This window comes from Bradyrhizobium sp. 191 (genome assembly GCF_023100985.1).
In the GTDB taxonomy this organism is placed as follows: domain Bacteria; phylum Pseudomonadota; class Alphaproteobacteria; order Rhizobiales; family Xanthobacteraceae; genus Bradyrhizobium; species Bradyrhizobium diversitatis.
In genome coordinates this window covers 545,066-569,649 of record NZ_CP064692.1, presented here as the reverse complement: position 1 = coordinate 569,649, position 24,584 = coordinate 545,066, and the positions used below count along the sequence as shown (strand labels likewise).

At 65.8% G+C, this 24,584-nt stretch carries 16 protein-coding genes; 10 read left to right on the top strand and 6 right to left on the bottom strand.

Annotated elements, in window-relative coordinates; translation table 11 throughout:
• Positions 1 to 15 precede the first annotated feature (15 nt).
• Both IVB23_RS02615 and IVB23_RS02610 read right to left on the bottom strand, forming a co-directional pair.
• Entirely contained in the window at positions 16 to 783 is a 768-nt protein-coding gene (locus IVB23_RS02615; protein WP_247802395.1) for a DsbA family protein, read from the bottom strand.
• Between the two features lie 98 nt (positions 784 to 881).
• Complete coding sequence (locus IVB23_RS02610; protein ID WP_061876604.1) at positions 882 to 2,282, bottom strand: M48 family metalloprotease; 1,401 nt, start codon at positions 2,280 to 2,282, stop codon at positions 882 to 884.
• Positions 2,283 to 2,473: 191 nt separating this feature from the next.
• Here IVB23_RS02610 and IVB23_RS02605 point away from each other — a divergent pair, with 191 nt between their 5' ends.
• From IVB23_RS02605 to IVB23_RS02595, 3 genes are all read left to right on the top strand, one after another.
• Entirely contained in the window at positions 2,474 to 3,661 is a 1,188-nt protein-coding gene (locus IVB23_RS02605; RefSeq protein WP_247802394.1) for an aminotransferase class I/II-fold pyridoxal phosphate-dependent enzyme, read from the top strand.
• Between the two features lie 92 nt (positions 3,662 to 3,753).
• Entirely contained in the window at positions 3,754 to 4,311 is a 558-nt protein-coding gene (locus tag IVB23_RS02600; RefSeq protein ID WP_247804733.1) for a biotin transporter BioY, read from the top strand.
• Positions 4,312 to 4,394: 83 nt separating this feature from the next.
• Positions 4,395 to 5,729, top strand: a complete 1,335-nt coding sequence (locus IVB23_RS02595; protein WP_247802393.1) for a dicarboxylate/amino acid:cation symporter — start codon at positions 4,395 to 4,397, stop codon at positions 5,727 to 5,729.
• Between the two features lie 106 nt (positions 5,730 to 5,835).
• Here the strand turns inward: IVB23_RS02595 and IVB23_RS02590 are convergent, their stop codons facing one another.
• Together IVB23_RS02590 and IVB23_RS02585 are read right to left on the bottom strand one after the other, a co-directional pair.
• Complete coding sequence (locus IVB23_RS02590) at positions 5,836 to 7,068, bottom strand: FAD-dependent oxidoreductase (RefSeq protein ID WP_247802392.1); 1,233 nt, start codon at positions 7,066 to 7,068, stop codon at positions 5,836 to 5,838.
• Between the two features lie 63 nt (positions 7,069 to 7,131).
• The gene (locus tag IVB23_RS02585; protein ID WP_276578561.1) at positions 7,132 to 9,468 is read right to left on the bottom strand and encodes a ribonuclease E/G; all 2,337 of its coding nucleotides are present in this window, start codon (positions 9,466 to 9,468) and stop codon (positions 7,132 to 7,134) included.
• Positions 9,469 to 9,489: 21 nt separating this feature from the next.
• Between IVB23_RS02585 and IVB23_RS39385 the strand changes: the two genes are divergently transcribed.
• The 6 genes from IVB23_RS39385 to IVB23_RS02560 all read left to right on the top strand — a co-directional run bounded on the left by IVB23_RS39385 (position 9,490) and on the right by IVB23_RS02560 (position 18,365).
• Entirely contained in the window at positions 9,490 to 10,374 is an 885-nt protein-coding gene (locus IVB23_RS39385) for a hypothetical protein (RefSeq protein WP_276578560.1), read from the top strand.
• A 617-nt stretch (positions 10,375 to 10,991) separates the two neighbouring features.
• Positions 10,992 to 12,287, top strand: coding sequence for an N-acetylmuramoyl-L-alanine amidase (locus IVB23_RS02580; RefSeq protein ID WP_247802390.1), 1,296 nt, complete (start codon positions 10,992 to 10,994; stop codon positions 12,285 to 12,287).
• 229 nt (positions 12,288 to 12,516) lie between these two features.
• Positions 12,517 to 15,018 (top strand): penicillin-binding protein 1A, encoded by a 2,502-nt coding sequence (locus IVB23_RS02575; RefSeq protein ID WP_028177224.1) that lies wholly within the window; start codon positions 12,517 to 12,519, stop codon positions 15,016 to 15,018.
• Positions 15,019 to 15,230: 212 nt separating this feature from the next.
• A protein-coding gene (prfB, locus tag IVB23_RS02570) for a peptide chain release factor 2 (RefSeq protein ID WP_156505456.1) occupies positions 15,231 to 16,362 on the top strand; the annotation gives its coding sequence in 2 pieces (ribosomal slippage) (positions 15,231 to 15,299 and positions 15,301 to 16,362; 1,131 coding nt in all).
• 2 nt (positions 16,363 to 16,364) lie between these two features.
• Positions 16,365 to 17,243, top strand: a complete 879-nt coding sequence (locus IVB23_RS02565; protein ID WP_247802389.1) for an NAD(P)-dependent oxidoreductase — start codon at positions 16,365 to 16,367, stop codon at positions 17,241 to 17,243.
• Between the two features lie 138 nt (positions 17,244 to 17,381).
• Positions 17,382 to 18,365, top strand: coding sequence for a DMT family transporter (locus tag IVB23_RS02560; RefSeq protein ID WP_247802388.1), 984 nt, complete (start codon positions 17,382 to 17,384; stop codon positions 18,363 to 18,365).
• Here IVB23_RS02560 and IVB23_RS02555 read toward each other — a convergent pair.
• Positions 18,352 to 19,707 carry a M23 family metallopeptidase gene (locus tag IVB23_RS02555; RefSeq protein WP_197488802.1) on the bottom strand — a complete coding sequence of 452 codons (1,356 nt, stop codon included), beginning with the start codon at positions 19,705 to 19,707 and terminating at the stop codon, positions 18,352 to 18,354. The two genes, IVB23_RS02560 and IVB23_RS02555, sit on opposite strands and share 14 nt — an antisense overlap.
• A gap of 111 nt (positions 19,708 to 19,818) precedes the next feature.
• Positions 19,819 to 20,508 (bottom strand): redoxin domain-containing protein, encoded by a 690-nt coding sequence (locus IVB23_RS02550; protein WP_247802387.1) that lies wholly within the window; start codon positions 20,506 to 20,508, stop codon positions 19,819 to 19,821.
• A gap of 195 nt (positions 20,509 to 20,703) precedes the next feature.
• On the opposite strand from IVB23_RS02550, the gene IVB23_RS02545 reads away from it, so the two are divergent.
• Positions 20,704 to 24,513 carry a DUF3971 domain-containing protein gene (locus tag IVB23_RS02545; protein WP_247802386.1) on the top strand — a complete coding sequence of 1,270 codons (3,810 nt, stop codon included), beginning with the start codon at positions 20,704 to 20,706 and terminating at the stop codon, positions 24,511 to 24,513.
• Positions 24,514 to 24,584 lie beyond the last annotated feature (71 nt).

Genomic DNA, 24,584 nt, shown 5'->3' with positions numbered 1-24,584 from the left:
CTTCAGCAAGTCGCCTTAGCAGGTCGCCTTGCCGCAGCGGGCGATGCCGATCTTTTCCCTGAGGCCTTCGACGCCGACAGCGCCGATCACGATCTGCTTGCCGATGACGTAGCTCGGCGTGCCGTTCATGCCCATCGCTTCGGCAAGCTTGAAGTTCTCCTCGATGGTGGCGCGCACCTCGGGGCTGGCGATGTCCTTCTCGATTCGAGCGGTGTCGAGGCCGGCTTCCTTCGCCGCCTGAATCGCGCGCGCCTTGTCGGCGGCGCCGCGGCCACCGAGCAGCTTCTGGTGGAAGTCGAGATATTTCTTGCCGGTGGGATCCTGCATGCGCACCGCGACCGCGACCTGCGCCGCTTCGACCGAGCCCTGGCTCAGCACCGGAAACTCCTTCAGCACGACCTTCAGCTTCGGATCGCTCTTCATGATGGTCAGCATGTCGTCCATCGCGCGCTTGCAGTAGCCGCAATTGTAGTCGAAGAACTCGACGAAGGTGACGTCGCCGTCCTTGTTGCCGAGCACGACCTGGCGCGGCGAATTGAAGATCGCATCGGCATTCTGCGCGATGCTGGCCTCGTGCTTCTGCGTCTCGGCCGCGGCCTGACGCTTGCTGAGCTCGGCCATGGCCTCCTCGAGCACCTCGGGATGGCTGACGAGGTAGTTCTTGATGATGGTCTCGATGTCGGTGCGCTGGGCATCGGAGAAGCTGTCGGCCGACGCGGGCACGGCTGCGCCGAACATGGCGAGCGCGAACAATGCGGGAGCAAGCAGGCGCAGCGAAGGCATAGGTAAATCCTCTTATCCAAAGCAGGTTTCGATAAACGTCCCGGCGGACTTAAGCTCGGTGTCGTGACGTCGTGGTATCGGGCGTCGTTCGAGTTGCGTCAGTTGCGCGGCGGCTTCGCCGCCACGATGTCGTCGGCCTTGACCCATCCGGGCGTGCCGATGGCGAAACGGGTCTTCGCGCGCGTTGCAAGCTCGCGGGCGGTCTTGTTGTCGCCGCGCAAATAAGCGGCCTGGGCCGAGGCGAGATCGGCCTCGGCGTAGTCTCCCTTCCGGCCATAGGCCATTGCGAGCTGGGTATAACCGAGTGCCGCCTCGGGCTCTCGGGCCACCGCAGCGCGGAGAATCCGAACGGCATCGTCGGTGTAGGCTTTATTATCGGTTCCAACCAGAGCCTGCCCAAGTAACATCTCGATGAGGGGGGCGTTGTTCGAGAGCTGCGCTGCCTTGCGCAGGGGAGCGATCGCCTCCGCCGGCTTGCCGCTCTCCAAAAGCGCCTGGCCGCGCACCTCGTAGAAGTAGGGGTTGTTCGGCTGAACCTGGATCAGCGCGTCGATCTGAGTGAGCGCGCTGCGCAAATCCCCGTGCAGATAGGTGCTGATGGCGCGGGCATAGCGCGCCGGCAGGCTGTCGTTGGTCTGGGGATAGCGGCGGTACACCGTCTCCGGCCGCTCCATGAAGGCTGATATCTTGGCGCGGACCATGTCGTGCCGGAGCTGAAGCGCGGGATCGTCCTTCTTGTTCCAGTATGGGCTGGTGCCTGCGAATTCCTGGAGTGCGGCGACACGCTCGGCCGGCATCGGATGCGACTGGAGATAGGGATCGGCGCCGCGCGAAGCGAACAGGCTCTCGCTGGTGAAGCGCTTGAAGGTCTCGTACATGCCCTTCGGCGATTGCTGGGTCGCAGTCAGGAATTTCACGCCGGCGCGGTCGGCGTTCTCCTCCTGCTGGCGCTGGTAGGATAGCAGCGTACGGCGGATCATCTCCTGCGGAGCGGCGATCGCGGCCGCGCCGGCATTGGCCAGCCCGTTGTTGCCGGCGCTCGAGCTGCGGGTGCTGCCGGCGGCGATTGCGCCGGCGCCGAGCAGCATCGCGATGATCATCTGGGTCTGGGCCGTGGCAAGCTGCTCGCGCAGCTTGGACAGGTGACCGCCGGCCAGATGTCCGGTCTCGTGGGCGAGCACGCCGATGATCTGGTTCGGCGTCTCCGACTGGAGGATCGCGCCCCAATTGACGAAGATGCGGCGGCCGTCCGCGACGAACGCGTTGAACGAGCCGTCGTTGATGATCACCATCTGGATGTTCTGCTTCTCCAAACCCGCGACGCGCAGGATCGGACGGGTGTATTCGCGCAGCAGCTGCTCGGTCTCGGTGTCGCGCAGGACCGGCGGCCCCTTGGCTTGTGCCCGCGCGGCCGAGAACGGCGTCAGCGCGATGGCCGCGGCCGTGACGAGGGCGGTGAGAGCGGAGGCCTTCTGGCGCAATGCGATCCTGAGCAACATCGAGCGGTCTGGTCAAACGGTCTTGGTCAGCAGTTTCGTGATTGGTTTGGCGATTGGCGGCAGACCGGATCCGCGATATGCCCCTTGTGAGCCGTGCCCTTTATGAGCCGTACAATGCGGCCAGTCTGGGGCGCAAGTGCCCTGTATTCCGGACCGGACGGATCCGGTCCGCCAGCGAATAGCAGAAATCGATGCACGATGCGACCTTGAGGAACCGGTTGGGGCAGTGGCTCGAGCCCTCCCGCCGCAGCGATGTTCCCCCGTTCATGGTGATGGATGTCATGGCGGCGGCGGCCCGAATCGAGGCCTCCGGCGGTCATGTCATCCATATGGAGGTCGGCCAGCCCGCGGCCGGCGCGCCCAGGACCGCGATCGCCGCCGCCCATGCGGCGCTGGAGGCCGGACGGATCGATTATACCTCCGCGCTCGGCATCCCCAGTCTGCGCGAGCGCATCGCGCGCCATTATCGCGACACCTATGGCTGCGACGTCAGCCCCGAGCGGATCGTCGTGACCACCGGCTCCTCCGGCGGCTTCATCCTAGCCTTCCTGTCGATGTTCGAGCCCGGCGATCGCGTCGCCGTGACGGTGCCGGGCTATCCACCGTACCGTCATATTCTCACCGCGCTCGGCTGCGAGCCGGTGCTGATCGAAGCCACGAACGAGACGCGCCACGCGCTGACCGGTGAGGCGCTCATCGCCGCCCATCGCAAGGCGCCGCTGAAGGGCGTGCTGGTCGGCAGCCCCGCCAATCCAACGGGCACGATGATGTCCCGCGAAGCGCTCGCCGGCCTCATTGCGGCCGCGGAAGACGCAGGCATCCGCTTCATCTCGGATGAGATCTATCACGGGCTCGATTACGCGTTTCCAGCCGTGACGGCGGCGGCGCTGTCCGAGCACGCACTCGTGATCAATTCGTTCTCGAAGTATTTTTGCATGACGGGCTGGCGCGTCGGCTGGATGGTCGTGCCCGAGATCCTGGTGCGGCCGATCGAGCGGCTCCAACAGAACCTCTCGATCTCGGTGCCGTCGCTGTCGCAGATCGCGGCAGAGGCTGCCTTCGACGGCGCGGCCGAGATGGAGGAAATCAAACACGGCTATCAGGAAAACCGGCGTATCCTGATCGATGGATTGCCCAAGGCCGGACTGACGAGATTCCTGCCCGCCGACGGCGCCTTCTATCTTTACGCCGACGTCTCGGACTTCACCTCGGACAGTTTCGAGTTCGCCAAGCAAATGCTGGAGCAGGCACGCGTGGCGGCAACGCCCGGCGTCGATTTCGATCCCATCCATGGCCGTTCATTCATACGGTTTTCCTATGCCCGCTCGCTCGATGAGATGCGAGAGGCAGTTGACCGGATTGCTGAGTGGCTTAAATAACTGCCCCAGTTTTCTTCAGCCTTCCGGAGTTCAACTTGTCAGACCGTTCCGTCCCGTCCGCCGCTGCGCCACATTCCTCTCTCGCCGCTTTGATGTGGCCGACCCGGCCGGGCGAAGCCGTGGGCGCGCTGCGTGCCGTCGTGTTGATCGTTCTCGGCACCGCGTTGATGGCGCTGTCGGCCAAGGTGAACCTGCCGCTGCCCTATGTGCCGATGACGCTGCAGACGCTGGTGGTGCTGATGATCGGCGCCGCCTATGGCTGGCGGCTTGGCAGCGCAACCATGATTGCCTACCTCGCCGAGGGCGCGATCGGGCTGCCGGTGTTCGCCGGTCCCGTGGGTGGGATTGCTCCGCTGGTCGGCCCGACCGCGGGCTATCTGTTCGGTTTCGTGCTGGCTGCCTTCGTGACCGGCTGGCTCGCCGAGCGCGGCTGGGATCGCAGCGTGATGCTGCTGTTTGCGGCGATGGCCGTTGGCCATATCGCCATTCTGGCCGCCGGCTTCGGCTGGCTGGCTGTTGGCCTGGGTCTCGGCGCCGCCAAGGCCTGGCAGGTCGGCATCGTGCCGTTCATTGCGGCCTCATTGGTCAAGAATGCACTCGGCGCGGCCCTGATGCCGGCGGCGCGCCGGATCGTCGAGCGCCGCGGGTAAAGCGCGCTACAACCAGCAGTTCCAATTGACAGGGCCGGCCAAGTTGATCTTGGCTGGCCGGTGTTTTGAGGGGGAGTGAAACCATGACGACGACAACGATGGCGGGAGCGCCAGTCGCGCCGCCCGTCGCCAAGCCGTGGTACAAGGTCCTCTACGTCCAGGTGCTGATCGCGATCGTGCTCGGCGCCATCGTCGGCTGGCTGTGGCCGCAGGTCGCCACCAACGAATGGATCAAGGCGCTCGGCGACGGCTTCATCAAGCTGATCAAGATGGTGATCGCCCCGATCATCTTCTGCACCGTCGTTTCCGGCATCGCCCATATCCAGGACGCCAAGAAGGTCGGACGCATCGGCGTCAAGGCGCTGGTCTATTTCGAGGTCGTCTCGACCTTCGCGCTGGTGATCGGTCTCATCGTCGGCAATGTCGTCAAGCCGGGCTCCGGCTTCGGCAATGCGGCGGCGAACGAGGCGGCCGTTGCAGGCTACGCCAAGCAGGCCGCCGGCCAGAAGTCCGTCGACTTCGTGCTGCACATCATTCCCGACACCGTTGTCGGCGCCTTCGCGCAAGGCGAAATTCTGCAGGTGCTGCTGTTCGCGGTGCTGTTCGGCTTTGCTTTGATGAGCCTCGGCGAGCGCGGCCATACGATTCGCAGCTTCATCGACGATGCTGCGCACGCGGTGTTCGGTGTGATCTCGATCGTGATGCGCGCGGCGCCGATCGGTGCGTTCGGTGCGATGGCCTATACGATCGGCAAGTTCGGTACCGGCGCCATCCTGAACCTGGTCGGTCTCATCGCCACGTTCTATGTCACCGCGGCGCTGTTCGTGTTCGTCGTGCTCGGCCTGATCGCGCGGGTGGCAGGGTTCTCGATCTTCAAGTTCCTGGCCTACATCAAGGACGAGCTGCTGATCGTGCTCGGCACCTCGTCCTCGGAAAGCGCGCTGCCGTCCCTCATGGAGAAGCTGGAGCGGCTCGGCTGCTCCAAGTCGGTCGTCGGCCTCGTGGTGCCCACGGGTTACTCGTTCAATCTCGACGGCACCAACATCTACATGACGTTGGCGACCCTGTTCATCGCGCAGGCGCTCGGCGTCGATCTTTCCTTCGGCCAGCAGCTCACGATCCTGGTGGTGGCGATGCTGACCTCGAAGGGCGCCTCCGGCATCACCGGCGCGGGCTTCATCACGCTGGCGGCGACGCTCGCCGTCGTCGATCCACGCCTCGTGCCGGGCATGGCGATCGTGCTCGGCATCGACAAGTTCATGAGCGAGTGCCGCGCGCTGACCAATCTGTGCGGCAACGGCGTCGCCTGCGTGATCGTGGCCTGGTGGGAAGGCGAGCTCGACCGCGACAAGCTCAACGCCAACCTCGCCAAGCAGATCGATCCGACCGACATGGAGACGGCGATCACGACGGACTGATCTGCAAGCCGCGTCCGACGGCGCAGGCCGCGCCGTCAGATCTTGGAATGACAGGGCTGGTCGAGATCCTCGATCAGCATCCTCGATCAGCCGTTTTTCTATGGGACTAGAACCGCTCGGGCCGGTATGGCGTGGGGTCGACCGCCGGCGTCTCGCCGCTCATGATCTCGGCGAGCAGGCGGCCGGTCGCAGGTCCCAGCGTAAAGCCCTGATGACCATGGCCGAAGTTCATCCAGAGGCCGGGGTGGCGCGGGGCGCGGCCGAGCACCGGGAGCATGTCGGGCGTGCAGGGCCGCGTGCCGAACCACGGGTCCGGCTCGACCCGCTTGCCGAGGTCGATCAGTTCGCGTGCCGAGGCTTCGGCGCTGGCGAGCTGCACCGGTGTTGCCAGCGCATCCGGCCCCGTCAGCTCCGCTCCCGTCGTGATGCGAATGCCCTTGGCCATCGGACCCATGGCATAGCCGCCGGACTTGTCGATCAGCGGCAGGTCGAGCGACGCGCCGCCGCTGTAATGCATGTGGTAGCCGCGCTTGCGCACCAGCGGGATGCGATAGCCGAATTTGTGGAGGAGGTCGGGCGACCACGGCCCGAGCGTCACGACGGTGTCGGGCGCATCGAGGCGTCCGCTGTCGGTGTCGACCGACCAGCCGGTCGCGGTCTGCTGCAGCGACTGCGCATCACCGAGCACGATCGTGCCGCCGAGGCGCTCGAACAACTCGGCATAGGCAGTGACCAGAGCGCCGGGATCCGACACGGTCCAGGTGTCGAGCCAATGGATCGCGCCGGGGAGATCGTCGCGCAGGATCGGCTCGGCCTTGGCGAGTTCGCTGCCCGACAACACGCGAAAGTTCACGCCGAATTCGCGCTGATCCTCTTCCGCGGCCTTGATCGAGAGATCCAGTGAAGCGGGGTCGCGAAACAACGCTCGGTAGCCGGCACGGCGGATGAGATTGTCGGCATGCGCCTCGCGGATCAGGATGTCGTGCTCGGCCGTCGCGTAGGCGATCAGCCGTGCCCACGCCTCGATCGCCTCGCGATGCCGCTTCGGCGCCGAATGCCACCAGTAGCGAAGCAGGGGCTCGATGTGGAGATGGAGGGAGGAGAGGCTGTAGCGCACGTCGTTGGTGCGGCCGGTTGCGATCTTCAAGAGCGAGGCGAAGTCGCGCGGCATGGGATAGGGGCGCACCGCTTCCGCCTGGATCATCCCGGCATTGCCGTAGCTGGTCTCGCGGCCCGGCTCCCTGCGGTCGACGAGCGTGACGGACCAACCGCGCTGCTGCAGGTGCAGCGCCGCGCTCACACCGACCATGCCGCCGCCGAGAACTATTGCACGTCGCATCGAAACTGACCTCGCCAACCAAAAACCGCCCGGTTTGGCCGGGCGGTTTCGTGGATGTCCCTGTTATTCACCGCCGCCGAAGCGGCGCGACCACCAGCCGGCGCGGCGTGGGGCCGCCGGAGTTTCGCTTGTAGGCTCCGGCGCAGGCGCGGGTGCCGGCACGGGCGCAGCGACCGGTTCTTCGGTCACCTGCGCCACCGGCGTTGCCGGCTCGGGCTGGCTGTTCAGCAGGAAGCTCACCTTTTCACGGACGGTGGAGCGGCGCCGCGCGGCCTTGTCGCCGGCGGACTCCTCCTCTGACGTTGCCGTCATCGTGGCGGAAGCCGGCTCCGGCTGGGCCGGCGCCTCGGTCCGCACCTCGGCGCGCGGTTCGGGCTGCGCGATTTGCGGCTCGATGGCGTGCTCGGCCTGGATATGCTCGGCCTGTGCGATGGAGGGCGCAGGCTCGCTGCCGAAGCCGTCGAAATCAGCAACCGCGTCCGTCGCCTCCGACGGCTGACTGGCGCCGAGCTCGTCGCCGATGGAGCCGGCGAGACCTTCCTCGCCGCCACCGCGACGGCGGCGTCCGCCGCGGCGACCACGCCGACGCCGGCGCTCGCCGTTGCCCTGCTGCTCGCCACGGGCTGCCTGTTCCTCGCCTTCCTCGCCGTCCTGCTCGGACTCGGTATCGTCCTCACCTTCACCGGCCATCACGGCCGCTTCGGGAAGCGTGGGGGCGGTATCCTCGCGCAACTCGCCCTCGCGCTGGCTGCCGCGGCCGCGCCGGCGGCGCCGGCGCTTGCGGCGCTGGCCGTCCTGCTCGGAGGCTGCCTCGCCGGCAGCCTGCTCGTCAGCAAGACCTTCGGTCTCGTCGGTCTCGACCTCGGATTCGGTCTCCAGGTCGAAGCCATCCTCGTCGTCATAGGCTTCTTCGGCCTGTGGCGGCGGGCTCGCAGCCACTTGCGCAGCGAGCAGCGCCTTGGCCGCTTCGAGCGTATGCACCTGCTCGCCGCGGTCGATCACATATGCCTGCGGTCCGCTGACGGTGGGATCGGCGATGACCGACAGCGTGACCTTGAAGCTGTTCTCGAGGTCGCGCAGATGACCACGCTTGTGGTTCAGCACGTAGAGCGCGACGTCGGTGCGGGTGCGGACCACGAGATTGTGGGTCGCGCCCTTCATCAGGATCTCCTCGAGGCCGCGCAGCAGCTGCAGCGCCACGGAAGATACCGAGCGGACGTGGCCGGTGCCGCCGCAATGCGGGCACGGATCGGTCGAGCTCTCCAGCACGCTGGCGCGGATGCGCTGGCGCGACATCTCGAGCAGGCCGAAATGCGAGATGCGGCCGACCTGGATGCGCGCCCGATCCTGCCGGAGGCAATCGGACAGCTTGCGCTCAACCGCGCGGTTGTTGCGCTTCTCGTCCATGTCGATGAAGTCGATGACGATCAGGCCCGCGAGGTCGCGCAACCGGAGCTGGCGGGCGACCTCTTCGGCCGCTTCCAGATTGGTCTTGAGCGCGGTGTCCTCGATATGGTGCTCCCGCGTCGATCGTCCGGAGTTGACGTCGATCGAGACCAGCGCTTCGGTCTGGTTGATCACGATGTAGCCGCCGGAGCGCAGTTGCACGGTCGGCGAGAACATCGCGTCCAGCTGGCTCTCGACGCCCATGCGCGAGAACAGCGGCTGGCCGTCGCGATATTGCTTCACCGCGCCGACATTGGCGGGCATCAGCATCTTCATGAAATCGCGGGCTTCGCGGTAGCCGGATTCGCCGGCGACCTGAATCTCGTCGATTTCCTTGTTGTAGAGGTCGCGCAGCGAGCGCTTGATCAGCGAGCCTTCCTCGTAGACGAGGGTCGGGGCCTGCGACTTCAGCGTGAGGTCGCGCACCGTTTCCCACATCCGGATCAGATATTCGAAGTCGCGCTTGATCTCGGGCTTGGTGCGGGAAGCGCCTGCCGTGCGCAGGATGATGCCCATGCCCTCGGGCACGTCGAGATCCTGCACCACTTCCTTCAGGCGCGAACGATCCTGCGCGCTGGTGATCTTGCGGCTGATGCCGCCGCCGCGCGCGGTGTTGGGCATCAGCACGGCATAGCGGCCGGCGAGCGAGAGGTAGGTCGTCAGCGCCGCGCCCTTGTTGCCGCGCTCTTCCTTGACCACCTGCACCAGCATCACCTGGCGCCGCTTGATGACTTCCTGGATCTTGTACTGACGGCGCGGACGGAAGGTGCGCTCCGGCACTTCCTCCAGCACATCGTCGCCGCCGACGGATTCGACGACTTCCTCTTCGGCTTCCTCGCCGTCCTCGTCCTCGTCTTCGTCTTCTTCGCTGGTTGCTTCCGCAGCCTCGGCGGACGTCTCGGCATTCTCGCCGTCGGCGTACATCCCATCGGCCGGCTCGGCGGCCGATGTCACGGCCTCAGCCAGAGCTTCCGCATGCGCTTCAGGAATGTGGGCTTCGAAGGTTTGGGCATCCTGGGGCTCGGCAGCGGCCTCGGTCGCGACCACGGACTCGGCGCCGACGGCCGCAACGGGCGCGGGCGTCTCGTCGGCATGATCATGGTCGTGATGATCATGGTGGTGGTGATCGTGGTCGTGATGATCGCGCTGGTGATCGTGATCACGGGCGTGCTCGTCATCATGGGCATGATGATCGTCGTGATCATGCTCGCCATGAGCAGGTTCGCCCTGATCGTGGTCGTGGCCTTCGTGCTCGCCGCGGTGCTCGGCATGGGCGTGCAGATGCTCGCCCTCGTACGGCACGCCTTCCGTGTGCGGAGCTTCGCCCTCCGAGGGCTGGGCTGCGGGATCGGCGCCGACCTCGAGGCCTTCGACGATGTCGCTGCGCACGCGCTCGCCATGACCGCGGCGGCGGGCGTTGCGGTGGCGCGAACGGCGGCGGCCGTGCGAGCGGTTCTCGCTCTCTTCCTCGGCCTCGCGATGGGCCTGTTCCTCTGCCTCGATCAGCGCCTGCCGGTCGGCGACCGGGATCTGATAATAGTCGGGATGGATTTCGCTGAAGGCGAGGAAGCCGTGGCGATTGCCGCCATATTCGACGAAGGCGGCCTGGAGCGAGGGTTCGACCCTTGTGACCTTGGCGAGGTAGATATTCCCGCGCAGTTGCTTGCGTTGCGCCGTTTCGAAATCAAACTCTTCGACGCGATTGCCGCGGACCACGACGACCCGGGTCTCTTCCGGGTGGGTGGCATCGATCAACATCTTGTTGGGCATGTCTTAACTCTTGGCGGCGGCGGACGCGATAAACCATGGGCGCGTATCGCGCCGCCGGGTGACGCGACGGTCCACCTGATTCGGGGGTGAGGGGAAGGCCGAAACGCCGTCTCTCGCGCCTTGCCGAACCGGAAGCTTCAGGACCGTTGCGACGCGCGGGATTGTCACTCCGCAGCGTCGCGAATGGTCCTTCAGATTTCGTCGGCACAGTCTGGCGCATCAAGCGTCGGCCCGTATGAAACATTGGGCGGCGAGGCCGCCCTTCAATCAGTTGCTGCTGGCCAGGCACGGCGCGAGCGCGCTCGCCTTGGGGGATCACGAACCGCTCCCTTGGGATCAAGGGACCGGGTAATGGGTTACGCCGCCGTCAGAACCGTCTCGGTAAGATGAGTGGTAACCCGAGACCGTCCACCGCCGGTGCCTGACCCGCTCCACCTCGCTGCCGCGCACCGCGCTGGTCTTAGAGGGAAGCGGAAAACGCTGGAATCCCCAAATCTTGGGAGTTCCGGCGCAGCGCCGGGAGGCTGAATGCGACACAACCTGAAATATCGGCCGTCAGCATTCCGTACATACGAGGAATGAGCCATCCGTGCAAGGGAAGCGTCGCACGGCGGTCACAGTCGCCGAATTTCGCGCTTCTGTCATTAGGGAGCGATTAACCCTGTGGTTCTATTGCGTTAAGAGGGCTGCTCGGAGGCACGGAATCGGTGGCGAGCCGCACGAATCGACGGGTTTTGCTGGGAGGCGTGTTGCTGTGCACCGCGGCATTGCCGTGTGCTGATTCCTCGCGCCTCATTGCCGCGGAAAGCCAGCCGCAGCCCGTTGTTGCCGCAGCGAATTTTCCGGTGGCCTCGGCCGCCCGGCTGGCCGGCGATGGCAAGCAGACCCGCTTTATCCTCGACCTCGACCGGACCGTTACCTTCCGCACCGCCACGCTGGCCGACCCGTTCCGCGTGGTGGTGGACGTGCCGCAAGTGAATTTCCAGCTGCCCGCCGGCACCGGAAGCGGGGGACGGGGGCTGATCAAGGCGTTCCGCTATGGGCTGGTCATGCCCGGCGGCTCGCGAATCGTGTTCGACCTGACGGGGCCGGCAAAGATCGCCAATTCCTACGTGGTCGAAGCCGCCAACGGCCAGCCGGCCCGGCTCGTGCTCGAGCTGGAGGAAATCGAGCGCGCCGCCTTCGTGGCATCGCTTCCCCCTGAGAACCGTCCCGAGTTGCGGCCCGCGATCGCCGAGGCGCCGCCTGCCACGGTTCCCGCCAAGGCAACCGCGGATGCCACTCAGCAGAAGACCGACGACCGTCCGGTGGTCGTGATTGATCCCGGCCATGGCGGCATCGACAACGGCACGCAGTCGGGGGGCGAGAGCGAGAAGAACCTGGTGCTCGCGTTTGGCCTGGCACTCCGCGACAAGCTGGAAAAGGCCGGCAAATACCGCGTGGTGATGACGCGGGACGACGACACCTTCATCCCCCTCAGCGACCGGACCAAGATCGCCCGCAACCAGAAGGCGGCGTTGTTCGTCTCGATTCATGCCGATGCGCTGCCTCGTGCCGAGGGCGATGCACAGGGCGCGACGATCTATACGCTCTCAGATAAGGCGTCCGATGCCGAGGCCCAGCGGCTGGCGGATGCGGAGAACAGGGCCGATGCGATTGCCGGCTTCAACCTCGCGGAGGAGCCCAACGACGTCGCCGATATCCTGATCGACCTCACGCAGAGGGAAACCCGCACCTTTTCAAACCGTTTCGCCCGCCTTTTGATGGGTGAAATGAAGGCGACGGTACGGATGCACAAGCATCCCCTGAAGTCCGCCGGCTTCCGGGTGCTGAAGGCGCCGGACGTGCCCTCGGTGCTGGTCGAGATCGGTTATGTCTCCAATAAGGGGGATCTCGAGCATCTGGTCTCCGAGGGGTGGCGGTCGCGTGCCGTGGGCTCGATGGCGCAGGCGATCGACGGGTTTCTGACCAAGCGGATGGCCACGGCCGGAACTCCGAACTGAATGGGTTGATCCCGCCTGATCCAAAGGCCCTAGTTTGGCCACAGCGGACGCTCTATAAAAACCCCGCAGGGGGTCGGAATCGGCGAGAATCCTGCTCGGCAAGCGTCGGAAGTCCGGCACTGATGTGATTGCGTAGGCCGGCGAATTCGCGACGTGAGGTTGGCGGCCATTTGGGGTCGCCATGGGGCTGATACTGGGCTGATCCAGAGTTTGAACGGATAAACAGATAATGCGCTTGCTGGTGCGGTTCATGGGCTTCCTGTTCGCCGCGGGAACGGTGGTGTTCCTTGTCGGTGTCGGGGCCGTGGCAGGCCTGATCTGGCATTTCTCCAAGGACTTGCCGGACTACTCTCAGCTTCAGGATTACGAGCCGCCGGTGATGACCCGCGTGCACGCGGTCGACGGTTCGCTGCTTGGCGAATACGCCAAGGAGCGGCGGCTGTATCTGCCGATCCAGGCCGTGCCCAAGCTCGTGATCAACGCGTTCCTGGCCGCCGAGGACAAGAATTTCTACGAGCACGGCGGCATCGACTACACCGGCATGGCGCGCGCCGGATTGCTTTATCTGCAGAACTACGGCTCCAACCGCCGCCCGCAGGGTGCGTCCACCATCACCCAGCAGGTCGCCAAGAACTTCCTGCTGACCAACGAGGTCTCCTTCGCCCGCAAGATCAAGGAAGCCTTGCTGGCAATGCGCATCGAGAAAACCTACTCGAAGGACAAGATCCTCGAGCTGTACCTGAACGAAATCTACCTGGGCCTCGGCGCCTACGGCATCGCGGCCGCCTCGCTGGTTTATTTCGACAAGTCGGTGAACGAGCTGACCGTGGCCGAAGCGTCCTATCTGGCGGCGCTGCCGAAGATGCCGGCGACGCTGCATCCGGTCCGTAACCGCGACCGCGCCATCGAGCGCCGCAATTACGTGATCGACCGTCTGCTGGAGAACGGCTGGATCAAGCAGGCCGACGCCGACAAGGCGCGCAAGGAGCCGCTGGCCGTCACCAGCCGGTCCAACGGCGCCCACACCTTCGCCGGCGAATATTTCGCTGAGGAAGTCCGCCGCGACATCTTCGAACGCTATGGCGAGAAGAAGCTGTACGAAGGCGGCCTGTCGGTTCGCACCACGCTCGATCCGAAGATCCAGGTCATGGCGCGCAAGGCCATGGTCGCCGGCCTCGTGAACTACGACGAGCAGCAGGGCTATCGCGGCGCCATGAGCAAGCTCGATGTTTCGGGCGACTGGGGCGTGAAGCTCGCCGAGATCAAATCGCTCTCCGACATCTCGCCATGGCGCATGGCGGTGGTGCTGGAGACCAGCGACCAGTCGGCGCGCATCGGCTTCCAGCCGAGCCGCGAGCTCGGCGGCGCCATCAGCAAGCAGCGTGAGACTGGCATCGTCACTGTCGACGGCGTGCGCTGGGCGCGGGCCCTGCAGGGCGGCACGAAGGGCAAGACGCCGACGGCCGTGTCTCAGGTGCTTCAGCCCGGCGACGTGATCTATGCCGATCCGCTCTACAAGGACGGCCAGCCCGTCGAGGGCCAGTACCGGCTCCGCCAGATCCCGGAGGTCTCCGGCGCCATGGTGGTAATGGATCCCTGGACCGGCCGCGTGCTCGCGATGGTCGGCGGCTTCTCGTTCGACCAGAGTCAGTTCAATCGCGCCACGCAGGCCTATCGGCAGCCGGGTTCGTCGTTCAAGCCGATCGTCTATTCGGCCGCGCTCGACAACGGCTATACGCCCTCGACCGTCGTGCTCGATGCGCCCATCGAAATCGACCAGGGCCAGGGCGCCGGCGTGTGGCGGCCTGAAAACTTCTCCTCGGGCAAGTTCCAGGGACCGGTAACGCTGCGCAACGCGTTGCGGCAGTCGCTCAACACCGTGACGGTGCGCCTCGCGCAGGACATCGGCATGCCCCTGATCGGCGAATATGCCCGCCGCTTCGGCGTCTACGACGAGCTGCCGAACTATCTCTCCTATGCGCTCGGCGCCGGCGAGACCACGGCGATGCGCATGGTCACGGCTTACTCGATGCTCGCCAATGGCGGCCGCCGCGTGAAGCCGACGCTGATCGACCGCATCCAGGATCGCTACGGCCACACCATCTTCAAGCACGACCAGCGCGAATGCCGCGGCTGCGACGCGCCGGGCGGCTGGAAGAACCAGCCCGAGCCGCAGCTGATCGACCGCCGCGAGCAGGTGCTGGACTCCATGACCGCCTATCAGATCACCGAGCTGATGGAGGGCGTGGTGCAGGCCGGTACGGCCACGGTCATCAAGGACGTCGGCAAACCCGTCGCCGGCAAGACCGGCACCACCAACGAGGCCAAGGACGCCTGGTTCGTCGGCTTCTCGCCCGATATCGCCGTCGCCATCTACATGGGCTACGACAAGCCGCGTCCGCTGGGTCGGGGCAATGCCGCGACCGGCGGCCATCTGGCGGCTCCGATCGCGCGCGATTTCCTCAAGCTTGCGCTCGCCGACAAGCCGGCCGTTCCGTTCAAGGTGCCGGCCGGCATCAAGCTGGTCCGCGTCGTCGCCAAGACCGGCATGCGCGCGGGCCCCGGCGAGACGGGCGGGACCATCCTCGAAGCCTTCAAGCCGGGCACCGCGCCGCCGGACAATTATTCAGTCATCGGCGTTGCCGACGCCGACGGGCGCATGCCGGCGTCGCAGCAGCAGCAGCCGGATTCCGGCTTCTTCATGCGGCCAGGCACCGGCGGGCTGTACTAAGCATGATCCGGAAAAGTGCGCAGCGGTTTTCCGAAAAGATCAGGCTTAAACAACAACCTAAAGCGCGATGACGATTGATCCTACTCGCATCGCGCTTTAAGGCTCAGGACAACACAGACGATCGCGGTTCCGGCGGTTGCGCTTTGCAGCCGCCGCCGCTACATCCACAGCTCAATTGCTTGCGGAACCATTCCGCGAAACCAGAGAACGACATGCGCGCCGAAATCGAACGGTTGGTAGAAGAGATCAAGCAGTCAGTCGGGCTGCTGAGGAGGCATCTTTGACGTCGAGAAATCGACGGCGCGCCTCGCTGAGCTGAACAAGCTCGCAGAAGATCCCAACCTCTGGAACGATCCCCAGAAAGCCCAGAAGCTGATGCAGGAGCGCACCTCGCTCGAGGATGCGCTCTCGGGAATCGGCAAGGTCGAGCAGGAGCTCGAAGACGACATCGGCATGATCGAGCTCGGCGAGGCCGAGGGCGATGACGGTGTCGTCGGGGAAGCCGAAGCTGCGCTGAAGAACCTCAAGAAGGAAGTGGCGCGGCGCGAGCTCGAGGCGTTGTTGTCGGGCGAAGCCGACCGCTTCGATTCCTATCTCGAGGTTCATGCCGGCGCCGGCGGCACCGAGAGCCAGGACTGGGCGCAGATGCTGCTGCGCATGTACACGCGCTGGGCCGAAAACCACGGCTTCAAGGTTGAGTTCCTGGAAGAATCCGAGGGCGAAGAGGCCGGCATCAAATCCGCGACCATCCAGGTCTCCGGGCACAACGCCTATGGCTGGCTGAAGACGGAAGCCGGCGTGCATCGCCTGGTGCGCATCTCGCCGTTCGATTCCAACGCGCGGCGGCACACCTCGTTCTCGAGCGTGCAGGTCTTCCCCGTCATCGACGACAGCATCAAGATCGACATCAAGGAATCCGACGTCCGCACCGACACCATGCGGTCCGGCGGCGCCGGCGGCCAGCACGTCAACAAGACCGAATCCGCAGTGCGCCTGACGCACATTCCGACCGGCGTTGCCGTGGTCTGCCAGGCCGGACGCTCCCAGCACAAGAACCGGGCGCAGGCCTGGGACATGCTGCGCGCGCGGCTCTACGAGATGGAGCTGAAGAAGCGCGAGGAGAAGGCCGCCGCCGATCAGGCGGCCAAGACCGACATCGGCTGGGGCCACCAGATCCGCTCCTACGTGCTGCAGCCCTACCAGATGGTGAAGGATCTGCGCACGGGCGTGCAGACCTCCGACACCGCGGGCGTGCTCGATGGCGAGCTCGACGAGTTCATGGCCGCGACGCTGGCGCAGCGCGCCTTCGGCACCACGACCGGCGAGATCGAGGACGTGGACTAGCCATGCCCCGTGTCGCCTTCATCGGATTGGGGCGGATGGGTCACGGCATGGCCGGCCGCTATCTCGATGCCGGCTTCACGGTGACGCTGTGGAATCGCAGCAAGGCCAAGGCGGAAGACCTGATCGCGCGCGGCGCGCATTGGGCGACCTCGGCGGAGGACGCGGCGATCGATGCCAACGCGGTCGTGACCATGGTCGCCGACGACGAGGCCTCGCGCGCGGTCTGGCTCGGGCCCAAGGGCGCGGCCAAGACGGCGAAGGCCGGCACCATCGCGATCGAATGCTCCACCGTTTCCCATGACCACGCGCGCGAGATGGGCCGCGAGCTCAACGCGCGCGGGTTGATCTATATCGATTGCCCCGTGACGGGATTGCCGGACGCGGCGGCGGCCGGGAAGCTGACGCTGCTCGCCGGCGCCGATGCGGCCGATCTCGAGCGCGCGCGGCCCTATCTGACGCCAATCGGCTCGACCATCCGCCATTTCGGGCCGGTCGGCTCCGGCACGGTCTACAAGCTCATCAACAATCTCATGGGCGCGATCCAGATCGCCGGTCTCGCCGAGGGCCTTGCCATCGCCGAGCAGGCCGGGCTCGACATGAACCTCGTGCTGGAGTCGATCCAGGCGGGCGTGGCCGCAAGCCCGCAGGTCGCGCGTCACTCCAAGCGCATGGTCGCCCGCGATTTCTCCGGCGCGACCTTCACAGCGGCGCTGCGGCACAAGGATGCCGCTTACGCGGTGAAGCTCGCCGAAAGCCTCCTGGCCGACAAGCCGCTGGTCGCACGTGCCGCGGTCGAGGCCTACGCGCAGGCGGCGGCGAAGATGCCCGACGATGACGAAGGCAGGATGATCGAGCTGGTGTCGCGGCCGAAGACGCCGTAGCGGCTCGACGCGGGCATTTTCGATCGTCTGGTTCATCTTTGCGCATCGGCCTTGTGAACCTCTGTTTCATCGGAATTCGGGTGGCGCCGTCGATCGCGCCGGTCTAGGCGGACAGACTTGGCCGTCAAGGTGAGACGCATGCCCCCGAACGACAGCCGGATCGACGCACGAGACTGGTCGCTGCTCGCCGTGCTCTCCATCCTCTGGGGCGGCTCGTTCTTCTTCAACGGCGCTGCCTTACGGGAATTGCCACCGCTGACGCTGGTGTTGCTGCGCGTCGCGCTCGGCGCGGCCATTCTGCTGCCGCTGCTTCGCATGCAGGGCATCGGCTTTCCCATCGGAGCGACTGGCTGGAAGCCGTTCGTCGCGATCGGGCTGCTCAACAACGCCATCCCGTTCTCGCTGATCGTGATCGGCCAGACGTTCATCCCGAGCGGGCTGGCGTCGATCCTGAACGCGACCACGCCGCTGTTTGCGGTTCTCGTGATGGCAGCAGCGGGCGAGGAGGCGTTGCAGATGCGTCGCGTGGCCGGAGTGGCACTGGGGCTCTTCGGCGTGATCATCCTGCGCGGATGGGGCATCGAGGCAAGGCCGGGGCAGGGGCTCGGCATCCTCCTCTGCCTTGGCGGGGCCTTGAGCTACGGCTTTGCGGCACTGGCGGCGCGGCGGCTGCTGAAGGATTCCCCGCCTCTTGGAACGGCGACGTTCCAACTAATGGCGTCCACCGTGATGATGGCGATCATCGCCGGTGCGGTGGAGCAGCCCTGGCGTCTTCCGATGCCGAGCGTCACGACATGGCTTGCGGTGCTCGGCCTCGCCGGCCTGTCGACGGCGCTCGCCTACATCGTCTTCTTCCAGATCCTGCGGCGCTCCGGCGCGACCAATGTCATGCTGGTGACGCTGCTCATTCCCGTCACCGCCATCCTGCTGGGCTGGCTGGTGCTGGGTGAGCCGATCTCGATGCGCGAGATCGCTGGCGCGATCGTCATCGGCAGCGCGCTGCTGGTGATCGACGGACGTGCACTCGGCTTGCTGCGTAAGCTCTCGGCCGCCAGTCGCTTCTCTGGTTCTCGGGAGACCCGACGCTGCGAAACTAAAAAGCGCGAGCCTAACCCGCGCTGAGCCGCACGCCGGCGCGCAGGAATTTTTGCGGATCGACTGCTTCGCCCTCGATGCGGGTCTCATAGTGCAGGTGCGGACCGGTGGAGCGGCCGGTCGAGCCGACGAGGCCGACGACCTGGCCGATCTTCACGATCTCGCCGACCCTGACATTGATCTCGGAGAGATGGCCGTAGCGGGTCGACAACCCGTTGCCGTGGTCGACCTCGACCATGCGGCCATAGCCCCCGGACCAGCCCGCCGAGACCACCTTGCCGTTGGCGGTGACGCGAACGGGATCGCCGGAGGCGGCGCGGAAGTCGAGCCCGGTATGCATCGCGGGCCGCCCGAGGAAAGGATCGCTGCGCACGCCGAAGCCGGAGGTGAACTCGACCTCGCCGATGACGGGCTTGCGGTAAGGCACTAGCGCGAGCGTGCGGTTGAGACGGTCCATCTCGGCGCGCGTGGTGTTGATGCGATAGAGCTGCTTCTCGAACGGTCCGGCATTGGCCGTCAACTTGACCGGCACGAAAGGCCCGCCCATTGCGCTGCGCGGCACGGCAGCTTCGAGATGGGTGAGGTTCAGGCCGAGATCGCTGACCACGCCGCGCATGCGGCGCATGCGCGAATCCATGCTTTCCTCGACGGCGTTGAGCGCCGCCATCTGGCGCCGCTCGACCTGGTCGAGCGAGTTCGTGAGCCGGGCCAGCACGTTGTCGAAACCGTTGTTCCTGGCGAATTGGCTGGTCGGCGGCGCCACGACGGTCGGGGCGCGCGATTCGAGGCGCGCTTCGCGGTCCGGCGGCGCCACGAAGATGACGGTGTCGCTGATCGGCGACGGCTTCGGCGTGGCCTGGCTAGCATCGCCGCGCTGCGGGGCAGAGCGGGGAATCGAGCCGGTCACGTCGGGCATGGCTCCGAGCGCCGTGGCCCGGGACTCCAGCGCCGTTTGGCGCTTCATGATCTGGTCGAGCTTCTGGTCGAACTGCTCCTGGTCGAGCAATTGGCGGCTGGTGGCGCGGTCGACCTTGGCGCGCAGCTCGGCGATGCGGTCCTCATAGGCATATTGCATCTCGGCCTGGCGGGCGATCAGCCGGGTCAGGACGTCGTCACGGAACGCAAAATAGGTGGCCGTCGCGGCCGACCACAGCCCGAGCAGCACCACGGTGCCGACCACGATCCAGAATACCACAGGGCCGAAGCGGACCTGCTTGCCGGCATGGACGATGGTGTAGGCGTCGTCGGCGGCGGGCAGGGCAAGCGCGGTTACCGCCGCCGGGGCGGCCGGACGGCGATGGAGGATGCGTCCGTGGTCATGAGGATGATGTTGGGGGTAGTGCGAGTATTGGGCAGAACTTTTCGACATCGGCACTCCCGCGCCGGTCGGATGGGCTCCTTGCGGCTCAATTGCCGCAGCAATCTGGGCCGGTCATGGTTAATTTTGTGGAAACGGGAACGGGCGAATTCGAAGGACTGGTTAAAGGCTCCTTGCCGCCTCCAGCACCTCGTCGGCATGGCCGTCGACCCGGACATTGCGCCAGCTCCGGGCCACCCGGCCGTCGGGACCGATCAGTACCGTGGTGCGAAGAATTCCCAGGAAGCTTTTGCCATACATGGATTTTTGACCCCAGGCGCCATAGGCCTCCAGCATCTCATGTTTCTCATCCGAGATGAGGGGCACGCCGAGCTTGTGCTTGTCGCGGAATTTCTCCTGGGCCTTTAACGGATCGGCGGAGATGCCCAGCACGGCCGTGCCGGCGGCGGTGAAGGCGCCGGCCAGACGGGTGAAATCGATCGCCTCGCGGGTGCAGCCGGGCGTGTCGGCCCGGGGATAGAAGAACAGGACGAGCTTTCGCCCGGCATAGTCCGCCAGCGTGACCACGTCGCCGCCATCGCGGGGCAGGCGGAAGGCGGGGGCCTTCTGGCCCTCGACCGGGCCGGATTTCGCCTGAGCGGGTGGAGAGGCCGTTTTGGATGAATTTAACTGTTCCGACGCGGCCTTATGTGATCCTGCTTTTGCTATGGTCCCGGTTGATTTGCCTGCCGGTGTCCGCTGTGTTTTCGCGGACTTTGCTTGAGTCGGTGCCCGCGTTTTCGCGGTCTTCTTTTTGGCGGTCGAACTGCCGGAGGACGTTTTGGACGATTTCTTTCGGGATTTCTTGGACATACGCCTTCCTTTCGACGCTTTCGGCGGGTCAACCGAAGCGGTATTGCAGCTCTCGTCCGGCGTGCCGGAATCGCGCCCTCGGCTGGGCAAGTCTGACGACGCCGGAGTATGGTTACAAGGAATTCCACCGACCACCCCACTGCTCGTTGAACGCGCTCCCGGGGCGAAATGACGAACAGCAGGAATATACGAGGTATGGCGGCAGTGCCGGCGCAGGGAGCATCGCTTCCTGTGGCCGGCTGCGGTCCCGGCGGCGCTCAATCCTACGACGGGCGCCTGTATCGAGAAGCAATGGCAAGGAATACGTCGCCCCAGGACTACAACCGGGATTTCGATCGGCGCGGCGGCCAACATGAGCCGCAGGAATGGGACGACGCCGACTGGGATCCGGATCAGGAAGCGGCGGCGGGTCATCGCGCGCGGCGGCTGCTGGCGCGTTCCGGTTCGGGCTTTCATCGCTTCGGTGGCGGATTCGGCGGGTTGCGCCGCCGGCTGGGTGGTGGTCGCTGGCTGAAGCGCATCGCGGTGGTTCTCGGCACCCTGCTCGTCATCTTCGTCGGCTGTTTCGGCGCGCTGTGGTGGCGGCTTGGCGCCGGTCCCATCAATCTAGACATCGCAACGCCATGGCTGGCAGCCGCGATCGAGGACAATATCGGCCATGGCAACACGGTTGAGATCGGCGGTACCCAGATCGAGCGCGCCGGCCGGGTCCGCATCGCCGTCCGCATCCGAGACATCATCGTTCGCGATCGCGATCACGCCATCGTCGCCAGCGCGCCGAAGGCCGAGGTGAAACTGTCGGGTGCGGGTCTCCTGATGGGGCACCTGCGCGCCGAGAGCCTCAATCTCGTCGATGCCGAGCTCGCGATCCGCATCGCGCCCGATGGCACCGTCACCGTGTCGGCCGGCGACACCGCGAAGCCGCTCGCGACCGGCGTCGCGTCCAAGAAGGACGCCGGCCTGCCGCCGACATTCCCGCGTGGCGGTGTCCCGCCGCCGCCATTTGCGACCGCGCCTGCGAGCCCGGAGGTGTCGCAAGCCGCACCGCAGGCGACAGCGCAGAGCGGCATCCTCCAGGGCCTCGACTGGCTCGACAGTCTGAGCATGACCGGCCTCGACGGCCAGAACCTCAACGAGATCGGTCTGAAGAACGGCAACCTGGTCGTCGACGATCAGCAGCGCGGCAGCAAATGGTCGTTTGAGAACATCACGCTCAGCCTGCGCCGGCCGAGCCGCGGCGGCGTCGCGCTCAGCCTCGGCGAGGAGGGCGCGCGCCCGTGGATGCTGCGCGCCACGATCGGTCCCGCCGAGAACGGCGTGCGCTCCGTCGACATCAAGGCCGACAAGGTCTCGACCTCCAACATCCTGTTGGCGCTGCGGGTGAAGGACTTCACCTATACCGCCGACCTGCCGCTGACCGGCGAACTCAAGGGCGAGCTCGGCCGCGACGGCGTGCCGACCTTCTTCCGCGGCAAGATCGCCGTCGGCGCCGGCAACATCATCGACACCGACACGCCCGACTATCCGATGGCAATCGACTCGGCCGAGATCAATGTCGAGTGGGACGCCAACCGGCGCGTGCTGGTCGCTCCGTTCAAGATTCTCTCCGGCGCGAACCGCCTGACGCTGCTGGCTCATCTCGAGCCGCCCAACGGCACCACCAACGATTGGCAGCTCGGCTTCAGCGGCGGTTCGATTCTGCTCGGCGGCATCGACAACGAGCCGCCGCTCGTCTTCAACCGCATTGCGATCGGATTCCGCTTCGACACGGATCACAAGCGTCTCTTGCTGACGCAGGCGGACATCAGCAATGGCGAGATCGGCGTCGCCGGCACCGGTGCCATCGACTATTCCGGCGAGCCGCGGCTGACGCTGGGCTTTGCGGGAACGCCGATGTCGGCCTCGGCCTTGAAGCGGATGTGGCCGACGCTCATCGTCCCCGAACTGCGCGAATGGGTGATCGAACGGATCGAGCGCGGTACGCTCCAGCGCATCGAGATCGGCATCAATTCGCCGACGAAGAACCTCCCGCGCAGGGGCCCGCCGATTCCGGACGACGGCCTGTCGGTCAACATCGTGGCGAGCGGTGTCGCGGTCCGCCCCGTGGACGGCATGCCGGTGGTGCGCGATGCCGATTTGAAGGCGCGCGTGACCGGGCGCACTGCGACCGTGAACATCGGGCAGGGCGTTGCGGATACGCCCGCCGGCCGCAAGATCACGATCTCCGACTTCACCTTCGAGGTGCCGGACATGGCGCCCAAGCCGTCGCCGTCGCGAACCAAGTTTCGCGTCGACGGGCCGGTGCCCGCGGCCGCTGAAATGCTCGCCAATGATCGCCTGAGCGATCTGTCGTCGACCGTTGTCGATCCCAACACCAGCAAGGGGACGTTCTCGGCGAACATCCAGCTCGGCATGCCGGTCAAGGGCGAACTGACCAAGGCCGACACCACCTATGCCGTCACCGCCGACCTCAACGGCTTTGCCGCCGAGAAGCTGGTGATGAACCAGAAGCTGGAGGCCAACAACCTCAAGATTTCAGCCAACAACCAGGGCTATCAGGTCAAGGGCGACGTCAAGATCAACGGCCAGGCGGCCTCGCTCGATTATCGCAAGCCGGCCGAGGGCGACGCGGACGTCCGATTGCAGGCGACGCTGGACGATGCCAGCCGTGCGCGCCTGGGATTCGATCTGAGCCCCGCCGTCAGCGGATCGTTGCCGATCAAGCTCTCGGGCAAGATCGCAAGCGGCCCGGATCAGACGACCAAGCTCGGCGTCGAGGCCGACCTGACCTCGGTCAAGCTCGACAACATCCTTCCCGGCTGGGTCAAGCTGCCGGGCAAGTCGGCCAAGGCCGCCTTCAAGGTGGTGCCGACGGCGCAATCGACGCGATTCGAGGACATCGTCATCGAAGGTGGCGGAGCCTCGATCAAGGGCTCGCTCGAGATCGACGCGAACGGCGATCTCATGAACGCCAACTTCCCGACCTATGCGCCGTCCGACGGCGACAAGGCGTCGCTCAAAGTGGAGCGCAGCCAGGACGGCGTGGTGCGCGGCACCATGCGCGGCGACGTGTTCGACGGCCGCGGCTTCCTGAAGTCGGCGATCTCAGGCAATTCCAAGGACGACGGCAAGAGCAAGCTGAAGAACGTCGATTTCGACATCGACGTGAAGCTCGGTGCCGTCGCCGGATTCAACGGCGAGGCCATGCGCAGCGTCGATGCCAAGATGTCGAAACGCAACGGCGCCGTCAAAGCCTTCACGCTGAGCGGCAAGATCGGTCGCGACACACCGGTGGCAGCCGATCTGCGCGGCGGCCGCGCGCAGGGCAGCCGCGAGGTGATCTATCTGCAGACCAACGATGCCGGCGCGCTGCTGCGCTTCACCGACACCTACACCAAGGCGGTCGGCGGCCAGATGGTGGTGGCGATGGAGCCGCCGACCTCCGAGCCGAACACCGCGCGCGAGGGCCTGATCAATGTGCGCGACTTCACGGTGAAGGGCGAGGCGCAGCTCGAACGCGTTGCCGCCGGCGCGCCCAACGGCACCGGGAATGGCGTCTCTTTCAGCGCGCTTCGCGCCGAGTTCACGCGGCAGAACGGCGCGCTCACGGTCCGCGACGGCGTGGTCAAGGGGCCGATGATCGGGGCCACCATCGAGGGCTCGATCGACTATCCCGGCAACCAGGTGTGCATGAGCGGCACCTTCGTGCCGATGTACGGCGTCAACAACATCTTCGGCCAGATCCCGTTGTTCGGCATCTTCCTCGGCGGCGGCAACAACGAGGGGCTGATCGGCGTGACCTACGAGGTCGTCGGCACCCCGGCGGCCCCGGTGATGCGCGTCAATCCGATTTCGGCGATGGCCCCCGGCCTGTTCCGGAAGATCTTCGAGTTCAACACCGGCAAGCAGAACTCGCCGTTCGACGAATTCCCGTCGCAGTCCAATGACGGCTCGACGGGATCGACGCGCCAGCTGTCGAGCGGTTGCAGCCTCGCGCGGCGATAGCGGCGGAGCTCGTCTTAATTCGTCATTGATCAGATTCGATTGCAGCCACGAAGTAAGATGCGCTCCCTCTC

What these genes read in the sequence shown, in the direction of transcription:
- IVB23_RS02615 (WP_247802395.1), bottom strand. Translation starts at nt 783, where the DNA reads ATGCCTTCGCTGCGCCTGCTTGCTCCCGCATTGTTCGCGCTCGCCATG.
- IVB23_RS02610 (WP_061876604.1), bottom strand. Translation starts at nt 2,282, where the DNA reads ATGTTGCTCAGGATCGCATTGCGCCAGAAGGCCTCCGCTCTCACCGCC.
- IVB23_RS02605 (WP_247802394.1), top strand. Translation starts at nt 2,474, where the DNA reads ATGCACGATGCGACCTTGAGGAACCGGTTGGGGCAGTGGCTCGAGCCC.
- IVB23_RS02600 (WP_247804733.1), top strand. Translation starts at nt 3,754, where the DNA reads ATGTGGCCGACCCGGCCGGGCGAAGCCGTGGGCGCGCTGCGTGCCGTC.
- IVB23_RS02595 (WP_247802393.1), top strand. Translation starts at nt 4,395, where the DNA reads ATGACGACGACAACGATGGCGGGAGCGCCAGTCGCGCCGCCCGTCGCC.
- IVB23_RS02590 (WP_247802392.1), bottom strand. Translation starts at nt 7,068, where the DNA reads ATGCGACGTGCAATAGTTCTCGGCGGCGGCATGGTCGGTGTGAGCGCG.
- IVB23_RS39385 (WP_276578560.1), top strand. Translation starts at nt 9,490, where the DNA reads ATGCGCTTCAGGAATGTGGGCTTCGAAGGTTTGGGCATCCTGGGGCTC.
- IVB23_RS02575 (WP_028177224.1), top strand. Translation starts at nt 12,517, where the DNA reads ATGCGCTTGCTGGTGCGGTTCATGGGCTTCCTGTTCGCCGCGGGAACG.
- IVB23_RS02565 (WP_247802389.1), top strand. Translation starts at nt 16,365, where the DNA reads ATGCCCCGTGTCGCCTTCATCGGATTGGGGCGGATGGGTCACGGCATG.
- IVB23_RS02560 (WP_247802388.1), top strand. Translation starts at nt 17,382, where the DNA reads ATGCCCCCGAACGACAGCCGGATCGACGCACGAGACTGGTCGCTGCTC.
- IVB23_RS02555 (WP_197488802.1), bottom strand. Translation starts at nt 19,707, where the DNA reads ATGTCGAAAAGTTCTGCCCAATACTCGCACTACCCCCAACATCATCCT.
- IVB23_RS02550 (WP_247802387.1), bottom strand. Translation starts at nt 20,508, where the DNA reads ATGTCCAAGAAATCCCGAAAGAAATCGTCCAAAACGTCCTCCGGCAGT.
- IVB23_RS02545 (WP_247802386.1), top strand. Translation starts at nt 20,704, where the DNA reads ATGGCGGCAGTGCCGGCGCAGGGAGCATCGCTTCCTGTGGCCGGCTGC.